Consider the following 18,619-nt stretch of genomic DNA (forward strand, 5'->3'; position numbering starts at 1 on the left):
GTTGTATGAAGAGCACTATACATCCGGGGAGAGCGGCGGCCAGCACGCTCTCCCGCTGGTTTGTCCGGAAATTTCTCCAGTATGCGCTTGTGCTGCTGATTGCGCTTACGATTAATTTCGCGCTGCCGCGCCTTGCGCCGGGGGACCCGATCAACTATTTTGCCGGCCAGGAAATTAATACGCTTACAGCAGAACAGCGCGCACGGCTGAAGCAGGAGCTCGGGCTTGACCGGTCTGTCTGGAAGCAGTATCAGGATTTTATAACCGGCGCATTCCGGCTTGATTTGGGGAGCTCGACCAAGCTCGGCAAGCCGGTTACGCAGGTGCTGCGCGAAAGAATGCCATGGACCTTCCTGCTGGTCGCGCCCGCTCTGCTGCTCAGCTCGCTTATCGGCGTTATCTCCGGGGCTTATGCAGCCTGGAGCCGCGGCAAGCGGCGGGAGGTTGCGCTGCTGACGACGATGCTGGCGCTGCAGTCGCTGCCCGGCTTCTGGATCGGCATGCTGCTGATTGCGGTATTCGCCGTGAAGCTGGGCTGGCTTCCGTCCTACGGCGCCGTCCCGCTTGTCCATACGGGGACAGGCCAATACGTCATCGAAATTATACGCCGTATGCTTCTCCCGGTAGCTACAATTACGCTGGCGACGGTCGGGTCACATTTCCTGCTGACCCGCTCGTCCATGCTGGATACGCTAGGCCAGGACTACATTTTGATGGCGGAAGCCAAGGGGGTTACCCGGCGCGGGCTTATATACCGGCATGCGCTTCGCAACGCGCTGCTGCCGGTATACACACACTTGACGATGAGCCTGGGCATTCTGGTGAGCGGCGCTGTAGTGGTTGAAACGGTGTTCTCGTATCCGGGCATCGGACGGCTTCTGTATGAGAGCGTCGTAGCGCGGGATTTTCCGATGATGCAGGGGGTATTCCTGATCATTACGGTAGGCGTTATTGCGGCTAATCTGCTGGCCGACTTGACCTATCCGCTGGTTGATCCCCGGGCCCGCTCAACGAAGCATTTGGAGGGATCGGCATGAACGGACAGATGACGAGAACCATTGGCGCTGCTGGCATCGTGCTGCTCGCTGTAGTGCTGCTGCTCGCAGTGCTGGGACCGCTGCTGGTGCCTTATTCAGCATCGGAGCAAACCGGAGGCCCGCTGGAGTCCCCAAGCCGGCTGCATCTGCTCGGCACCAATGATATGGGCCAAGACATTATGGCCGAGCTGGTTGCCGGTGCCCGGGTTTCGCTGACAGTCGGCATCGTATCGGCACTGCTGGCTACCTTAATCGGAGCCCTGGTCGGGCTGCTGGCCGGGTATTGGTCCGGCTGGCCGGACGCGCTGCTGATGAGAGCGGTGGATGTGACTTTGACGCTGCCGTTCCTGCCGCTGATGATTGTCATCGGCGTTTATATCGGCCCGAGCCTGACGACGCAGGTGCTTGTCATTACGCTGGTCATGTGGGCCGGCAAAGCCCGGGAGCTCCGCTCTCAAATCATGGCTGTACGCGGCAGAGGGCCGGTTCTGGCCGCAAGGTCGATGGGCGCCGGCCATTTGTATATTTTGCGGCGGCATATTTTTCCGAGCGTGCTTCCGCTTCTGATTCCGCAGTTTGTCCGGGCGGTGAACGCCTCCATCATGATGGAATCGTCGTTAAGCTTTCTCGGGCTCGGCGATCCGCTCGCCAAAAGCTGGGGCAGCATTTTGTTTTATGCCAATGCCCGCAGCGCGTTTTTGACGGATGCTTGGCTGTGGTGGGTGCTGCCGCCGGGAGTGTGTATCGTCATGACGATGCTCGGCTTTTCGTTTATCGGTTATGTGCTGGAGGAGCGGGTCAGCCCGCGCCTGCGTTCGAATCCTTACGGAGTCCGCTCGCTGCTGCACAAGGCCAGGCGGCCGGCGGCGGACAAGGCAAGAGCCCTGAAGCAGGAGGCTTCGCTCGTGCTGGAGGTGAAGGAGATTTCTGTGGCATATCCGCAGCATTCCGGCATTGTCCAGGCGCTTGATGCAGTAAGCTTCGAGGTTCGGCGCGGGGAAATTGTGGGGATTGTCGGCGAATCGGGCAGCGGCAAAACGACGATCGGATCTTCGGTCATGCAGCTGCTTAAGCCGCCTGCCGAGCTGAGGGGGTCTATTCGGTTCGGCGGCCAGGAATTGACTGAATTGTCTCCGGAGCACATGCAGAAGCTGCGCGGCAAGCGGATCGCGCTTATTCCGCAGGCGGCGATGAATGCGCTCAACCCGGTTATGACGGTTCGCAGGCAGATGGCTGAAGCGATTGCTGCTCACAGGCGTCTCGGAAAGGAAGCTGTGCAGCAGCGGGTGGATGAGCTGCTTGCCCAGGTCGGGCTTGATTCCAAATGGGGGCTCGCCTACCCGCATGAGCTGAGCGGAGGGATGCGGCAGCGGGCCATTATCGCCATGGCGCTGGTGAATGAGCCGGAGCTTGTCATTGCCGATGAGCCGACAACGGGGCTGGATGTAAAGGTACAGATTGAAATTATAAAGCTGCTTGATGAGCTGCAGAAAAAGCTGGGCTTATCGATGATTTTCATCTCGCATGATTTGCCGGTCGTCCTGCGGCTGGCCGACCGGATTCTGATCATGAATCAGGGTCGAATCGTTGACCAAGGCGAAGCCGCCGCCATCGTCCAAGGCTCCAGCCATCCGTATACACGCCGCCTGATAGGCTCCATTCCCCGGCTGACCGGATCAGCAGGACAAACGGCGGCTGTCCATTCTGCGATTACGGGAGGGGAAGCTCATGTCGGTTCATAACCAGGAACAGCCTCGCAAGGTGCAGCGGTCATCTTATCCAAGCCTGCTGAGCGTGGACGGGCTGCACAAGGCTTATGCGGCGCCCGGAATACGGACCCGGCAGTCGCCGGTGCTTCAAGGGGTCTCGTTCTCCGTGCATGAGAACGAGACGGTCGGACTCGTCGGTGCCAGCGGTGCGGGCAAAAGCACGGTCGGGCGGCTCATCGCCGGTCTCGAAAGACCGGACAGCGGGACGATGACCTTCATGGGGCAGGACATTTGGAAGCTGAAGGGGCAGGCGCGCAAGCAGGCGCTGCAGCCCGTTCAGATGGTGTTTCAGGACCCGTATGAGTCGCTGTCTCCCCGGATGACCATTGAGCAGCTGGTGGCGGAGCCGCTTGTGATACAGCGGATTCATGCGGGCGATAAGACGGCCCGGCGCCAGCTGGTGCGGGAGGCGCTGTCGGAGGTATCGCTGGCGCCGGATCGTTACCTGAGCCGCTACCCGCATGAGCTGTCCGGCGGGGAACGGCAGCGGGTCGGATTAGCCCGGGCTTTCGTAAGCCGCCCCCGGCTCATTGTCGCAGATGAGCCGACATCGATGCTTGATCCGTCCTTGCGGCTGGACTTGCTGCAGCTGATGGAGCAGCTGCGCCGGCGGCACAGCATGTCCTATTTGTTTATAACACACGATATTGCGCTTACAAGGGGCTTTTGTGACCGGATGATCGTTCTGGATCAGGGCGTCATCGTGGAGTCCGGCAGTACCGGACAGGTAGTCGACCGGCCGCGGCATCCGTTTACACAAGGCTTGATTCAATCCTTGCTGGAGCTGAACCGGTTTTAAGAGCCGGTTATATCATCACAACGCCTGAAAGGGCTGAGGGGGATGCGTCTAACGCCATGAACAATATTTTGATGCTTAGCTCCGGCAGCAATTTTGTGGAAGCCCGGAAGCAGGACCCTCGCTACAAGGAGCATTTCGCCTATATGGATGGCTACGATTTGCCATCCTGTGATTTGAGTCCCTATATTGCGATGGTAGTCCCGAACCTGATTGACCAGGAATTTCTGTACAAGCACCGGGAGGTGATTCGCGCGTTCCTGGACAGCGGCAAGCTGCTGGTGTTCAGCGGGCATTTGTTCCGGGCCTGGGTCCCGGGCGGGTCTGATTTTGTCCCGAAAACGATACGCAGCTATCACGATTACATCGTATCGGTGGCCAAGCCGCACCCGATTTTTGAAGGTGTTCGCCCGGAGGATATGACGTTCAACCAAGGGGTCGCGGGCTTCTTCGCCCGGGGACACCATCCCGTGCCGCCCGGCGCCGAGGTGCTGCTGACGCTGCCCGGCGGGGAACCCATTGTGTACATTGACCGCAGCAGCACGAACGGCACTATCCTGCTGCATGCCGGCAACGATTTGTTCGGCTACAGCAACCCGGCCAGCACCGCTTCGCGAATCGGGGGCCAGCTAATCCGCTGGATACGGGAAGAGCATCAACGGCTGCAGGAAAGGGGGGGCCCGCAAGCATGAGGAAAATTGCAGTGCTGTATGGAGGTTGTGTTCAGCATCACCGCACGCTTCATGAGCCGAAATACCGCCGTTATTTCGAGAAAATTATTTATTTGCCCGAATTCGCGGATACGCCGCTGGAGGAGTTTGATGTGCTGTTCTTTCCGTCCCAGCTCCATCAGGGGATGGTCCGGCAATCCCGGGACAAAATCGAGGCCTTCGCGAAGGCGGGGGGAACAGTGGTCGCGTTCGGTCCACAGTCCACGGAATGGTTTCCCGGCCAGAACTGGGAGTTTCGCCCGACCAACTTCTGGTGGTGGCTGGAGAAGGATGCCAAAAGCGGGCTCGTTCAGCATCAGGCCGATCACAACTTATTTGACTATTTGACGATGGCTGACGCCACCTGGCATTATCATGGCGTATTCTGGCCGCCGGCCGGTGCTGATGTGCTGATTTCCGTAGAGAATGACGGGGCTATTTTGTATATCGATAAGGTCAGCACGTCAGGAACGCTCATTATTACGACGCTGGACCCGGACTTCCATTACGGCTCCTATTTTATGCCGGCTACCGAGAAGTTTCTGGACGGCTTCCTGCCCTGGCTGGCGGAGGGGAAATTCTAGTGATACGGATTCAAGGGCTGACCAAGCGTTACGGGGATTTCACCGTGCTGCACGATCTTCACCTGCATGTTGCGGCCGGGGAATTCGCTTTTCTTCAAGGGCGATCCGGCTCAGGAAAAAGCACCCTCTTGAAGCTGCTGTATCAGGAAATTGGCGATTATACGGGCGAGATCGTGATCGGGGACACTCCGGCTCAGGCCCTGCCCAAGTATGAGCTGCGGCGCAGGATGGGGGTTATCTTCCAGTCGTTTGAGCTGCTGGAGCAGAAAACGGTCTACGAAAATGTTGCCCTTGCCGGAGAGGTGCTGGGACGAACCGGCGAAGACATTGCCCCGGAGGCGCAGCGGCTGCTGGAACGGACCGGGCTTGGCGGCAAGCAAGGGCTGTATCCGCACCAGCTGTCCGGCGGTGAGCAGCAGCGGGTAGCCATTGCCCGGGCGCTGCTGAATCGTCCGCCGATTTTGCTGGCGGACGAGCCGACAGGCAATTTGGATCCCGAAACGGCTATGGCGATGCTCGTGCTGCTGCAGGAGCTTCAGCGCGAGGAGAATATGACGATGCTCGTTGTCACCCATTCGGAGCTGCTGGTGGAGGCATTCCCGGCGCGGAGACTGGTTATGGAGCAAGGAAGGATTACGGCTCATGCGGCTGGCTAACTACATTTGGCGCGACGCCTGCGACGGCATCCGGCGCAACCGGGCGGCGGCCCTCGCGGCGTCAGCCCTTATTTTTGCAGCGATGACGCTGGCGGGTGTACTCCTGATGGTCCGGGCCGGAGCAAACGATATTTTGCTTTATTTGCAGGCACAGGTCAGCATGAAGGTGTATGTGGACCCCGCTGTAAATACGGGAGAGGTCGCGCGCATCCTGCAGGGCAACCGCTTTGTTCAGACGGCGGCGGTAGAGACGAAGGAGCAGCAGCTGGAGCGGCTCAGCCTTTTTTTTCAAGGGAGGGAGCAGCTTCTGGCCGGCTTCCAAAGCAGCGATATGCCCGATGCGATACGTCTGGAGCTGGTCAAGGGCGCGGATGCCGCCTTATTTGCGGAGGAGCTGCGCACCGTTCGGGGCATCACGGAAATTATTTATCCGCAGCAGCTGGCGGAAGCTTTACTTTTTTGGTCCGGGGGCATCAGCCGTTATGGCTTGCTTCTGCTTCTTTTTTTCGCGTCCCTCTCCTTTCTCACGGCTGTGCTTGCCATTTCGCTGGCGATGAAGCAGCGGCAAAAGGAAATCCGCATCAAGCTGCTTCTCGGAGCAAAGCCGGCCCATATCCGGGCGCAATTTGTGCTTGAGGGCGGCTTGATGGGGGGGATTGGCAGCTTGTGCGCATCGCTTGCCGTCTACGCACTGTACGTGTCCGTTCTGGAACGGTTGTCCCGGCAGCTGCACGGTATTCTTCATATTTCGGCCGCTGGACTCTACGGGCTGCTGCTGGGGCTGCTGGTAACGGGAACGGCTATCGGGGTGGCGGCGGGTTACTTCTGTACCGGGAAGCTGATGAAGCATGCGTAAGCTGGCGATGATGTTCGGGATATTGCTGCTGCTGTCGGCGCCAATCGCTTATGCCCATTTGACGGGAGCATTCGCCGATTTTTTAATCTCCGTTCATGATGAGCAGACGACGGTCAAATTAAAGACGGAGCTGGAGCGTACCAAAGCGGAAATCGAGGCCTTGGCTCCGCAGGTCGGGGAGCTGGAGCGGCAGTACGGAGCCAACCGGGAGACGGCCTCACGGAAGCTGCGGCTCTACGGTGATATGGGGCTTGACTCGTGGCTAGGCCTGCTGCTGCAGGCGCAGGAACCCGTCGATGTGCTGGCGAACCAGCGGCTCGCCGAGCGTCATCTGGAAGCCTACCTGAGGGAGCTGGATGAGCTGTACACGGAGCTCCTGCGGCTGTCGGCCACCCAACAGACGCTGGAGGGGCATCGCCGCCTGTTATCCATGATTGAGCAAAACTTGAATGCGCGTCAGGCCTTTCTTGCCGCCAGCCCGGATGTTTCGCTTGAACAGCTTGCCAATTACCTGGATATTGATTGGATGTCCGAGGTGGAGCCCCATTTGCTCCGCAGCCTGGAACAGGACCGGGAGCTGGCCGACTCCAGGCTGGAGGAATGGGCCGCCGCCAACAGCGGCATGCCCGGCGCGCCATACAGGCTGGAGGAGCAGTGGCTGAACGACCGGAGCGGGCTGGACTATTTTTTTCGCCCGGATCATGTGTATGTCGTATACCGGAAAAAGGACATCCATGTCATTTTGATCGGACAGGTTTTGAGCGGGAGCGGCGGGGCGGCGGAACTGCAGTTTGAAGCCGGATTTTTCAACGGATTCCTGATGCCGGACACGCTGATCGAGGAGCTGCAGGGCTTTCGGATTGCCCGCGACAAGCTGCTGGCCCTGGCCGGGGTCGGCACGCAGGCTTATTTGCAGCAGTCAGGCGGCGCGCTTCTGCTGCGTACACATAATTAGAGCTGATGGTTACGGAGGGGAACGATTGTATATGCGCACATGTTTTTTCTCGCTGCTGCTGGCTGTCCTGCTGCTGCCTTCCGCCGCCTGGGCCCACATCGCCAATGAGGATAGCCTGTATGAGGATATCGCATGGTCGGAGGCCCGTGATTCCATCGTGCTGCTGAGCGGGCTCGGTATCATTCCTTATGCCCACGGGGCGTCGTTATTCAAGCCGAAGGAGCCCCTGAGCAGAGCGGATCTGGCCTATTGGGCCGGTTCCTTCGCAAAGGCGGCGGGAGATGGGGCAGAGCCTGAGGCTGTCCGCCAGGCGGCTTTGGCCAAAGGGCTGGTATCCGGCCTGGAGGGAAATGCCACTCCGGAGGACGTTAACCGGGCGTTTTTCCAAGGCCAGGCGAGCATCAAGGCACCGTCAGGACAGCTGAGCCGAGAAGGCTTCGCCACGCTGATGAGCACCCTGCTGACGGTACAGGTAAACGGGAAAACGATTGTTGATGCCGCCGGCTATGCAGCAGGCCCTTCCGGCACTGTGGAGAAGGTGGAAGCACAGGAGACGAAGGGGGCGGACGGCAGAACGTCAGCCCGGATCATGCTCACTATCGGCGGACAACAAGCCCAGCTGAATGCCCACCCGAAGGTGCTGCATGCTCCGTCGGATGCCGCGCTGTGGGAAGGCAAGACCGTTCAGGCGGCCTGGCTCGGACCGGAGCAGGACGGCAAACGGCAGCTTCAGGTGCTGGTGTTTGCGCCGTCTTCCTCCGCTGCGGGGCTGCAGGCCGATTCGGCGGGGACGCCCAATGGACTCGCCGCTGATCAGCGGGACTTGGCGAAAGCGTCCGAAGCGGCAGCATCTACGGGCTCAGCTTCCGTCCATACCGGGCATGCGGGTCATACAAATGAACCCAGCCATGCCAGTGAGGCGGGTTTAACGTCCGGTCAGGAAACACTGGAGACGTTGTCTTCTGCTGGAGAACCTATTGTTCCTATCGTCATAGGGGGAATAGTTTTGCTTTTAGCCGGCTGGCTGTTTCTACGGAAACGAAAGCAATAAATGATTCAATCCATTAATTACATTACTCCATATTACTTATTTGGCGGAGGGCTGCAATGATGACTGTTATTCACATTATGGATGACCAGGACGAGCTGCAAATCGGTTTTTCGGATATTGAAAAATATCACGGCCGTTTGGCGCTCATGGCGGTTGCTGTGGCATTCCGGGCTCAGCAAGCGGCATTTAAGGAGCTGTTCGGCGACAGAGTGCCGCAGCGGAAAGAAATCAAGATTATTTCGGGTCATGCGGGACCCGGCTTCCGGGATTCGTTCGAATTCGTTACCCGGGCGCTGACACGGGGCCAATATACCGTGGATGTTCAATATCCGCAGGGCCAGTATGACCCGCACCGTCCGCAGGCGTATGCATTTGTTATTTCCACGCTGGCGGGGGACGCAGTAGAGGTCGTATTGAAAGAGAGCTTCCTGCCCGCCGTCTTTTATGACTATTTGAAAAAAGGCCGGGAAGGCACGATGACGGATGCCGAACAGGAGCAGTTCCGCCAGCTGAAGCTGTCCCTTTCGGAGCAAGCGCTGGCTTTGCCGCAGGATGAGCTGCTCGACGTAAGACGCATTTCCTAGATAGCCGGTCCCAGGCAAACAGGCTGCCCCCGTTCATAGTCTATGTCTATGCCGGGGACAGCCTGGTTGCTGCTTCAAGGCTTTCGTCCTGCGCGCGGATTGCAGCGCAGCGCTCAGTATGACATAACCCAAAAACGGTTTCTCACCGGCACACTTCCAATTCCTTTGGTCGGAAGGGGTTGGGATTTCGGAAGGGTTATAGTAAAATATGGGATAGAATAGGAGGGAGAATATGTTACGTATCCTGAACTCATCCCATCGTTTGCTGCTTCAGGCCGGTATGGCCTTGCTGCTAGTGGCAGCGGCAGTCGGCTACAGCAGCGCGGCGCCAGCCCGGGCGGAGGCGGGGAACACCGGCATCCAGGCCGGAGCGGATGCCTCCGTGCTTCAAGGCTTTGGCTTTAGCGCCGGAACACTGGAGCCGGCATTTGATCCGGCTATTGCAGCCTACACGCTGACCTTGCCGGAAACGGCGAAGGAGCTGACATGGAGCCCGCAAAAAAAGAATACTGCCGCTACCATCAGGGTTACCGATGGGGAAGATCGTGTCATCCACTCGCTGTCGCCTCTTGGATACGGCAAAAGCACCTTGAAGTTTAAAGCCGCAGCCGCCGGGGGACAGCTGACCACCTACACGGTCACCGTTCACCGTCCTTCCACAGCGCTATCAAGCCTAAGCTTCAGCACAGGGGTGCTGGATAACCGGTTTACACCGGATAACCTGTCTTACGTGCTGACGGTGTCTGAAAATACGGATACGCTGAGCTGGGTGGGGGTGCTGCGCGATCCTTCCGCATCCGTTACAGCAACGGATGCGGAAGGCAGCCTGGTAAGCCAGCCTTTGCCCCTTGTTTACGGCAAACAAGAGGTGAAGCTTCATGTAAGGACTGACGGGATGAAGGACCGGGTCTACACGGCTGTCATTCATCGCCCCTCTGTACTGATGGAGGAGCTGCAGTTTGATTCGGGAAGCCTTCAAACCCCGTTCAATCCGAATACGATTGACTATACGCTGACAGTGCCTGAAAGCACAGAGCAGCTGAACTGGTCGCTCCGTACACGGGACCCGGCTGCTTCAGTCACCGTGACTGATCAGGGGGGCCAGCCTGCAGCGATGCCTTTGGAGGTGCCTTATGGGGAGCAGCGGCTGAATTTTACGATTCGCAGCAACGGCCATTTGGCCCAAGCCTATACGGTCACGGTGCGCCGTCCTTCGACATCGCTGGTGGACCTTGGCTTCAGCGGCGGGACGCTGCAGCCCGAATACAGCCCTGAAACCTTGTCGTATTTGCTGACGCTGCCGGAGGATGCGGGAACCCTTGACTGGGCGCCTGTGAAGCTGGACCCGACAGCGGCGCTGCGTATAACGGACCATGAAGGCAAGACATTGATTGCTTCGAATATGAAGCCAGGCTATGGCGAACAACAGCTGAGGCTTCAGGTCGCAACGGCCGGATTGCCGTCCCAAGCCTACACAGTCACGGTGCGCCGTCCCTCGGCAGCCTTAGCTAAGGTAACCTTTAGCTCAGGGTCGCTGGACAGCCGGTTCGATCCTGAGGTTTACAAATACCGGCTGACCTTGCCGGAGAGCGTCGAAGCATTGAGCTGGGAGCTGGAACAGCGTGATCCGACGGCTGCCGTTGCTGTGACGGACCAGAACGGGGAGCCGATATCAAGCCCTGTACAGCTTGCTTATGGCGAGCAGCAGGTGAATTTTACGGTAAGCACCGAGGGGCGGGAGTCCAGGGTTTATACGTTCATCGTGCATCGCCCTTCAGCGGCTCTAACGAATATTTCTTTTGACACAGGGGAATGGAGCACGGTATTTTCTCCCGGGACGACTTCTTATACTCTGACAACGGCGGAACAGACGGAAACGCTTGGCTGGAGCGTGGTACAGCGTGATTCGGCCGCTACCGTCGCGGTCATCCATCATCAGAATGAGAAGGTATCATCCCCGGTGCCTGTGGAGTTCGGCAATCAAACGCTCTTGTTCAGGGTCAGCTCCGCAGGACTAAACGATATCGTATACTCGGTAAAGGTGCATCGTCCTTCCGTAGAAGTGAAGGATTTCGGCTTCAGTGACGGTACGCTTGAGCCGATAGAGGGCAGCGGCGGCTTGTCCTACTTGCTTGCCTTGCCGGAAACGGCTGACAAGCTTAGCTGGGCTCCCGTGCTGCTTGATCCTGCCGCTTCGGTTGCTGTTCTGGATGAGCGCAACCAGCCGGTCTCTTCGCCGCTGCCGGTTCAGTACGGCAATCAGACCTTGAAATGGAAGGTCGTTTCCGACGGCCTGGCTGCCAAAACGTATACCGTGACGGTCCGCCGCCCTTCGGTATCAGTAACGGGCTTCGGATTTAGCGGAGGCAAGCTGGATGATTTGTTTAAGCCGGATACAGTCAGCTATACTCTGAATGTGCCGGAGGGTACCGGGAGCTTGAGCTGGGCGCCGGTGCTGAAGGACCCGACAGCTCAATTAGAGGTAACAGATGAGCAGGGCCAGCCGTTAACGGGTCCGGTTGAGGTAGCCTTTGGCCAGCGGATTTTGAAATTTACAATCAGCTCGCCCGGGCTTGAGGCCAAGGAATATACCGTCAAAGTACACCGGGCTTCCGCAGCACTCACGGGGCTTGGAAACAGCGCGGGCAGCCTCACGACAACCTTTGCCCCGGCAACCCTGGATTATATGCTTATCGTGCCGGCAGGAACGGACACATTGAGCTGGGCACCGGTAACCCGGGACCCGACCGCCAGGTCAAGGTAACAGGCTCAGGCGGACAGCCGCTGGTGATGCCGATGAAGCTTGTGCAGGGGGATCAGGCGGTAAAGCTGACGGTTACAACAGAGGGGCTCAAAGAGCAAGTCTACACGATTACCGTCCGCCGCCCTGCTGCAGCGAAGAAATAAGCCCGCATTATAAAAAGCCTCCATATCCACTTGGAACTGGATTCCGCCGGTTTGAACGAGTCTAACCGGCGGAATCCAGCTCGCTTGAAAAGCGGATATCGGAGGCTTTTTTTCTATTTGTGGGGGAAGCAGCCGTTGGTTTTATTTACAAGACAAGCCTTGATTCCGCTTATTCCGCAGGCTCGTATTGAAACCAATCGAAATCCGCAGGAATCCTTCGGCCGGAACCGGCATTTACAGCGTATAGGCCGACCATGGTGCCAGTGAATGCTTTTTTCTCCTGTGTGCCTTCATCGCTTAGGAACCGGGCATCCTCCACCACGCCTGCTTGAATCCAGTTTTCTCGATCCAGACTGTAGAAGAACATCCGCCGTGAGCGATCCGTTTGCACCTTCAAATACACGGTTTGAACCGGATCAAGCAGCGAAATTTCCGCCAGCTCGCTTGTGACACGGGCACGATTTTCGATTAGCTTGATTTTCAGCCCTTGATCGAATGTCAGGCAAAGCTTAATAAAGCAGCGGGTGTCATAATAGCACACTAGTCCGGCCTGTTCGCCGTCCTGCTGCGGTGCAAACTCCAGCTTGAGGCTGGCGGTATAGCGATGGTGCTGTTCACGGCGCACGAGGACGTTTTTAGTCTCAATGGCGTTAATATCGCCGTCCCCAGTCCATATCCGCATATGTCCCGGGCGTTCCTTCAGGGACCAGCCGCTTGCATCCGGGTTGCGGGCAAACTGCCAGTGCAGCGGCAGCTGCTCACTGTCGAACGTATCCAGCCGGGGCTGTTCATAGACCGTCTCAGGCAAATCCGGCGCCGTCTGCACATCGCTCGGCCCATGCCCCCCGTTGACCGTAAACCAGCCATCCTCGGTCCATTGAACCGGCTCAAGGCATGTTTCACGGCCAAGCACGCAGAAGCTGCCGTCCACCGGCCGTCCTGCCAGATGAACAACCCACCATTCGCCGTTCTGGGTCTCGACCAGCTTGCCGTGCCCTGCGCGCTGAATTCGTGCATCGGGGTTCGTCTGGGTATGAACCGGATTGGCCGGACAAGGCTCGTAAGGCCCAAGCAGAGCGCGGGAGCGTCCGACAGTCATGCAGTGTCCATACTCTGTGCCGCCTTCCGCAATAATTAAGTAGTAGTACCCGTCTTTGCGCAAAATGTGCGGACCTTCCGGCGAATGGCGGCCGGTGCCTTCCCAAATGTGAATGCGGTCCCCTACGGCTTCTGTGCAGTCGTCTGTCAGCTTCTGGACGTAGAAGCCGTCTTTTCCGTACACCATATAATGCGTGCCGTCATCATCGATGAAATGGGACGGGTCCAGCCCGAAATCGTTCAGGATGTAAGGCTTGGAGTAAGGCCCTTCCGGGCGATCGCTTTTGACCATAAAATTGACGCGGTCCATCCCGTGCAGACGCAGCGTCGCCATAATGTAGAACGTGCCGTCGTGGTATGAAATATCCGGCGCCCAAATGCCGAAGGAATCGGGAAGGGTGGACAAATCCAGATCCTCGCTGCGCGTCACCGCATGCCCTATCGTTTCCCAGTGAACCAGATCGCGGGAATGCGAGATCAGAATAGCCGGGAAAAATTGAAAGGTGGAATTCACCATATAGTAGTCGTCGCCGACGCGCACGATGGACGGATCGGGATGAAAGCCGGGCAGAATCGGGTTCGTGTAGGTTCGGGTTGTCATGACTTGCAGCACTCCTTAGTTTAACGTCTTGGTCTTGGTTTGCAAGGCGGGAGAAAGCAGCGTGCTTTTCCCCTGTTCTCAAAAGAGGTTCTTGTAGGTTCACGCAAATTATATAAGAGGTTACATGTGCACGGCGATAATCATTTCATCACTTTTTTCGCTGTACCATCATGGAGGAAAGGGGCGAAAACGAGCGGATGGAGGGCTGAAGCAAAGCCTCCAAAGCAAGCGATACAGAAGAAATGCATCACCAGATAGAAATTTTATTATATATATATTTAAAATAATACAGAAATACCCCGTGGATAAATCGTGTTGACGCCATTTAAATTCAGTTTTATGATGAAAATAACGGTAATTGTTTTATTTTATTTTAAAATTATTTAAATAAAAGAAATGAGGTGTCTTGTCATGTCCACCAAACAGGCAAAAATGATTTTGGAAAAGGATTTTCGTATTGGCGAAATTGATAAAAGAATTTACGGCTCCTTTATCGAGCATCTGGGGCGTGCCGTGTATGGCGGCATTTATGAACCGGGCCATCCGGCAGCGGATGAGAACGGGTTCCGCCGGGATGTCATCGATTTGATTAACGAAATCGGCGTGCCGATAATCCGTTATCCGGGGGGGAATTTCGTATCCGGCTACAACTGGGAGGACGGTATCGGCCCTGTCGGGCAGCGCCCCAAGCGGCTGGATCTGGCGTGGAGAACGGTCGAGCCGAATGTTATCGGCACGAATGAATTTATGGCCTGGGCCAAATCGGTCCAGGCCGAAGTGAATATGGCGGTTAACCTCGGAACCCGCGGCATTGACGATGCCCGCAACCTTGTCGAATACTGCAATCATCCGTCGGGCTCTTACTGGAGCGATCTGCGCATCTCCCACGGCGTACGGGAGCCTCATGCGATCAAGACATGGTGCCTTGGCAACGAAATGGACGGCCCGTGGCAAATCGGCCATAAAACGGCGGATGAATACGGCCGGCTTGCTCAGGAGGCGGCCAAGGTGATGAAGTGGGTAGACCCGGCCATTGAACTGGTTGCCTGCGGCAGCTCCGGCCGGGGGATGGCTACTTACGCCGATTGGGAAGCGACGGTTCTGGATCATACGTACCATCATGTGGAGCTTTTGTCCCTGCACACCTATTATGGAAACCGAACGGACGATATCCGAAGCTATCTGGCCAAAAGCCTGGATATGGATGCTTTTATCGGTGAAGTGATTGCCATTTGTGACTATGTCAAGGCGAAAAAACGAAGCAAAAAAACGATGTACTTGTCCTTTGACGAATGGAACGTCTGGTATCATTCCCATGAAGCGGATAAAAAGCTGGAGCCTTGGACTGTCGCCCCGCCGCAATTGGAGGACGTCTATACCTTTGAGGACGCGCTGCTGGTGGGAAGTATGCTCATTACCCTGCTTCGCCATGCGGATCGGGTCAAAATCGCCTGCATGGCCCAATTGGTGAATGTCATCGCGCCTATTATGACCGAGAACGGGGGAGCGGCATGGCGGCAAACGATTTTTTATCCCTACATGCATGCTTCCGTCTACGGCAGAGGCATCGCCCTGAATCCGATTATTTATTCTCCGAAGTATGACAGCAAGGAATATACCGACGTGCCTTATTTGGAGGCGACAGCCGTTTATAGCGAAGAAGAGGAGACGTTGACGATATTCGCCGTCAATAAGGATACGGAGGAAGGGTTACTGCTCGAAGCGGATATCCGGGGCTTCGCGGGTTACCGTGTTGTAGAGCATCTTGTGCTGGAGAACCCGGATGTGAAGGCCGCGAATACTGCTGCCGCACCGGACCGTGTAGTTCCGCATAACCGCGGCAATGCCGGCGTGAAGGACGGGTATGTGCAGGCCCTGCTGCCGAAGCTGTCTTGGAACGTCATTCGACTAAGCCAATAAGACGTGCGGATCGGACCGGTGAACGATCGCCCCATTGCCCTGACGTGGCTTGAAGCCCCAAGCGGGCCTCAGAAATTCCGGCAGGAAAAACGGTTAAACAAGGAAACGGACCTTGAATCCCGCTGGAAAGCGGCCATTCAGGTCCATTTTTGGAGGGCCCGTAGGCGCGGACTACTCAAATCAAGCTAAACGGCCAAGCTGCCCAGCACAAGACCGATGAGATACAGGACGATAAATGCGACTAGCGGAATCAGGCTGATTACTGTTCCCAGAATCGCGAACCATTTTTTGCGCTGCTTCTGCGCAAGGCCCAGTATACCGAGCACTGCGGCTGCCAGAAGCATCATCAGGACTGTCAGAAACCCCGTTCCGATTCGCAGAAGCGTCTGCTGCATCCCGGCGTCACGTGGATCAATGAACGTATCCGAGGTAATGCCGCCCGAACCATCGCTCAGCAAGGTCGTGGAAATCACCAGCAGCGCAATGCCGCTGAGCAGCATCGTGACGGAGATAATGAACGAGGCAATCCCGGGCCCGGAATGCTTCAAGCCCGGGGGGCGAGGAGGATCCTCCTGCTCCTGTTCTTCGGGGGGAGCGGTTTGCTCCGGAACGTCACCCGCTTGAATATTGTCAGTCCCGTCCGCTGCGGGCGTCACCGGCTGGCCGGGCTTAGACGTCAATGAATCGCTGGACTTGGGGGTTTTTGGCTTTTCGGGATTTTCACTCATGGCACATCCTCCATTTTTTATAAAATGCGGTGCACAAGCAGCTGGCTAAAAAATGAAAAACAAACATGGCCCGGAGCCTCGCGACTCTGTGGCAAATTGTTGACATCTCTTGCTTCCTGCTTCCCGGTTCGATATGGTAGAAGCAACTAAATCGAAGCATTCTATGGAGGTCAAGATGAATAAAACCTGGTTTATCATTGGCTGTATTAACGCGTTCCTGTGCATCGCTATCGGGGCATTCGGGGCCCATGCGCTGAAAAGCCATGTCGGAGCCGATTTGATCGCAATCTATGAAACAGGCGTTCAGTACCATATGTTTCATGCGCTAGGTTTAATTGCTATTGCTCTTGCGGCGGATAAGCTGGGCAGCGGCTGGAGAATCTTATGGTCGGCCCGGCTGATGCTGATCGGCATCATTTTGTTCTCCGGCAGCCTGTATGCGCTGGCGATTAGCGGGGTCAAAGGACTAGGGGCCATTACGCCGCTAGGGGGCGTTTCCTTTTTGGCGGCTTGGGTGCTGCTGGCGATGGCTGCGGCCGGAGCTGGCCGCTCCAAGTAAAATCAAAGTCGAGTGGACCTGCGGTACAGCGGACTGCGGGTCTTTTTTTGCCTATTTTGCAAATGATTTTGTATGACGATGGTTGGACAACGGCAGGAGAAAAGTCCCTATCGTCGAATAAGTATTACTTGGATGATACGATGGAAGCCGAAGCCACACGGATTCAATTGAAGAGGAAGGGGGGCCGATGGCCGGGATGAATCAGGGACACAAGCTGAATTTGCGGTTTTTGATTAATGTTCTGGTTGTTGGTTCTTTGCTGCTTACGCTGCTGATTTGTCTTGTTGCGGGCTATTACATCAGTAAATCGGCCATGACAGCCAGTACATTGGAAATGAATTATATGTATGCGTCCAAGCTTGGAGATATGACCGAAGAGGTTCTGATGTCTGCGAAAACGATGCTGTCAGCGTCCGCGCTCGCGTTCTCGCAGGCTATTCCCGATGAAGAGGCGATGCTTCGCCACATGGAGGCGGCACGCAAGGGAATGGATGTATTTGCTTCTGTCGTCTACGTCAACAGCGCAGAGGAGCTTCTGCTTGTCGTTCCCGGTGCTCCGGGTGCATCGTCCGCGCAGAATATGGATGTGAAGCTGGATTCGGATGCTGTGCGGGATGCGTTCATTTATAAGACGGCGACGATTTCCAGGCCGTATGCCGATGATGAGAGCCGTTTGATTGTGCTCGTCACCTCTCCGGTTTATGATCGTTTGGGCAATTATACCGGTTTTTTGGGCGGGACCATTTACCTGAATGAGAACAATATGCTGCAGGAGCTGCTGAGCCAGCATTTTAATGATTACAGCTCAGAGGTGTATGTGGTGGACAATACAGGGACGATCGTATACCACACGAGAACAGAGCGAATCGGTCGAAATATGGCCGGCAATGCCGTTGTTCGTCAGCTTATGCAGGGCGGCAGCGGGCAAGAGGTGGTTGATGAAGAGGGAACCTTGTACTTGGCCGGGTATGCCAGTGTACCGGAGACCAATTGGGGCATTGTTGCGCAAAAACGGGCAAATCTGCTCATGCAGCCTTCGTTAAAGCTGATTCAAAATTTGATGGTCATTGCAACGCCGTTTTTGCTGCTGCTGCTGTTTGTATCCTGGTGGTTTGCCGGCTGGCTCGCCACACCCATTCGTACGCTTTCCCGGTACGCCTCGCGTATTTCAAGCGGCTATTGGGATGAACCTGCGCCGGTGCTGCCAGGCCATTATGTGGAAATCGTCGAGCTGCGGCGGGCGATGCTTCATGCGGTGCATTTTATGCGCAAGCGGGTGGATAACCTTACCAGCGAAGCACAAACCGACCCGTTGACCGGGCTGTTCAACCGGCGCGCTATGAATACGAAGATAGAGCAGTGGTTTGAGGACGAGGAGCCGTTTGCGATTATTTTGATCGACATCGATGATTTTAAGCAAATTAATGACAGCTACGGACACCAGAACGGCGATGAAGTGCTGAAGCACTTGTCCGGCTTGCTGCGCCAAGTATCCCGGCGGGGAGATCTATGCTGCCGGTTTGGCGGGGAGGAGTTCGTTTTGCTGCTCCCGTATGCGGACGCGCAGGTGGCCTATGTGGTGGCCGAGCGGTTAAGAGAAAAAATGAGAGCGGTGCCGAGTCCGATCGGCAAACAAATTACGTTATCTCTTGGTATCGCGGCCTATCCCGCATCGGCTAAGGAAATGAAGGCGCTTCTGGAAGAGGCCGATCAGGCGCTGTATGCAGCAAAGCAGGGGGGCAAGAACCGGACCGTTATCGCCGGAAAGAATGAAACCAGCCTGACCGGATAGAACGGCGGCTGGTTTG

The 18,619-nt window shown here is 56.6% G+C and carries 16 protein-coding genes; 14 read left to right on the top strand and 2 right to left on the bottom strand.

From position 1 onward, the window contains the following. Nucleotides 1-5: 5 nt before the first annotated feature. The 11 genes from WBG83_RS10105 to WBG83_RS10155 all read left to right on the top strand — a co-directional run bounded on the left by WBG83_RS10105 (nucleotide 6) and on the right by WBG83_RS10155 (nucleotide 11,762). Nucleotides 6-1,037 carry an ABC transporter permease gene (locus WBG83_RS10105; RefSeq protein WP_336744895.1) on the top strand — a complete coding sequence of 344 codons (1,032 nt, stop codon included), beginning with the start codon at nucleotides 6-8 and terminating at the stop codon, nucleotides 1,035-1,037. Continuing rightward, nucleotides 1,034-2,779: a dipeptide/oligopeptide/nickel ABC transporter permease/ATP-binding protein gene (locus WBG83_RS10110; RefSeq protein ID WP_336744896.1), complete on the top strand. Its 1,746-nt coding sequence runs from the start codon at nucleotides 1,034-1,036 to the stop codon at nucleotides 2,777-2,779. Before WBG83_RS10105 ends, WBG83_RS10110 begins: the two co-directional genes overlap by 4 nt. Continuing rightward, the gene (locus WBG83_RS10115; RefSeq protein WP_336744897.1) at nucleotides 2,766-3,605 is read left to right on the top strand and encodes an ABC transporter ATP-binding protein; all 840 of its coding nucleotides are present in this window, start codon (nucleotides 2,766-2,768) and stop codon (nucleotides 3,603-3,605) included. The genes WBG83_RS10110 and WBG83_RS10115 overlap by 14 nt, the downstream gene beginning before the upstream one ends. A 56-nt stretch (nucleotides 3,606-3,661) precedes the next feature. Further along, nucleotides 3,662-4,294, top strand: coding sequence for a phosphate starvation-inducible protein PhoH (locus WBG83_RS10120; protein ID WP_336744898.1), 633 nt, complete (start codon nucleotides 3,662-3,664; stop codon nucleotides 4,292-4,294). After that, nucleotides 4,291-4,896: a hypothetical protein gene (locus WBG83_RS10125; protein WP_336744899.1), complete on the top strand. Its 606-nt coding sequence runs from the start codon at nucleotides 4,291-4,293 to the stop codon at nucleotides 4,894-4,896. Before WBG83_RS10120 ends, WBG83_RS10125 begins: the two co-directional genes overlap by 4 nt. Next, nucleotides 4,896-5,552, top strand: a complete 657-nt coding sequence (locus WBG83_RS10130; protein WP_336744900.1) for a cell division ATP-binding protein FtsE — start codon at nucleotides 4,896-4,898, stop codon at nucleotides 5,550-5,552. The genes WBG83_RS10125 and WBG83_RS10130 overlap by 1 nt, the downstream gene beginning before the upstream one ends. Continuing rightward, nucleotides 5,539-6,408, top strand: a complete 870-nt coding sequence (locus tag WBG83_RS10135) for a cell division protein FtsX (protein ID WP_336744901.1) — start codon at nucleotides 5,539-5,541, stop codon at nucleotides 6,406-6,408. The genes WBG83_RS10130 and WBG83_RS10135 overlap by 14 nt, the downstream gene beginning before the upstream one ends. Further along, entirely contained in the window at nucleotides 6,401-7,363 is a 963-nt protein-coding gene (locus WBG83_RS10140) for a hypothetical protein (protein WP_336744902.1), read from the top strand. The genes WBG83_RS10135 and WBG83_RS10140 overlap by 8 nt, the downstream gene beginning before the upstream one ends. Before the next feature lie 31 nt (nucleotides 7,364-7,394). After that, nucleotides 7,395-8,414, top strand: coding sequence for an LPXTG cell wall anchor domain-containing protein (locus WBG83_RS10145; protein ID WP_336744903.1), 1,020 nt, complete (start codon nucleotides 7,395-7,397; stop codon nucleotides 8,412-8,414). A 56-nt stretch (nucleotides 8,415-8,470) separates the two neighbouring features. After that, on the top strand, nucleotides 8,471-8,998 hold the full coding sequence (locus WBG83_RS10150; RefSeq protein WP_336744904.1) for a hypothetical protein: 528 nt from the start codon (nucleotides 8,471-8,473) through the stop codon (nucleotides 8,996-8,998). A 232-nt stretch (nucleotides 8,999-9,230) separates the two neighbouring features. Next, entirely contained in the window at nucleotides 9,231-11,762 is a 2,532-nt protein-coding gene (locus WBG83_RS10155; RefSeq protein WP_336744905.1) for a cadherin-like beta sandwich domain-containing protein, read from the top strand. Nucleotides 11,763-12,074: 312 nt separating this feature from the next. On the opposite strand, the gene WBG83_RS10160 is transcribed toward WBG83_RS10155, so the two are convergent. Beyond that, nucleotides 12,075-13,604, bottom strand: coding sequence for a glycoside hydrolase family 43 protein (locus WBG83_RS10160; protein WP_336744906.1), 1,530 nt, complete (start codon nucleotides 13,602-13,604; stop codon nucleotides 12,075-12,077). A 411-nt stretch (nucleotides 13,605-14,015) separates the two neighbouring features. On the opposite strand from WBG83_RS10160, the gene arfA reads away from it, so the two are divergent. Continuing rightward, nucleotides 14,016-15,524 carry an arabinosylfuranosidase ArfA gene (gene arfA / locus WBG83_RS10165; protein ID WP_336744907.1) on the top strand — a complete coding sequence of 503 codons (1,509 nt, stop codon included), beginning with the start codon at nucleotides 14,016-14,018 and terminating at the stop codon, nucleotides 15,522-15,524. Between the two features lie 185 nt (nucleotides 15,525-15,709). Here arfA and WBG83_RS10170 read toward each other — a convergent pair whose 3' ends face one another. Then, complete coding sequence (locus WBG83_RS10170) at nucleotides 15,710-16,252, bottom strand: hypothetical protein (protein ID WP_336744908.1); 543 nt, start codon at nucleotides 16,250-16,252, stop codon at nucleotides 15,710-15,712. Between the two features lie 175 nt (nucleotides 16,253-16,427). On the opposite strand from WBG83_RS10170, the gene WBG83_RS10175 reads away from it, so the two are divergent. Continuing rightward, nucleotides 16,428-16,811, top strand: coding sequence for a DUF423 domain-containing protein (locus WBG83_RS10175; protein WP_336744909.1), 384 nt, complete (start codon nucleotides 16,428-16,430; stop codon nucleotides 16,809-16,811). A 187-nt stretch (nucleotides 16,812-16,998) separates the two neighbouring features. Beyond that, nucleotides 16,999-18,603, top strand: a complete 1,605-nt coding sequence (locus WBG83_RS10180; protein WP_336744910.1) for a sensor domain-containing diguanylate cyclase — start codon at nucleotides 16,999-17,001, stop codon at nucleotides 18,601-18,603. Nucleotides 18,604-18,619: the final 16 nt, after the last annotated feature.

The organism is Paenibacillus sp. y28, assembly GCF_037137075.1.
Classification (GTDB): domain Bacteria; phylum Bacillota; class Bacilli; order Paenibacillales; family NBRC-103111; genus JBBBNV01.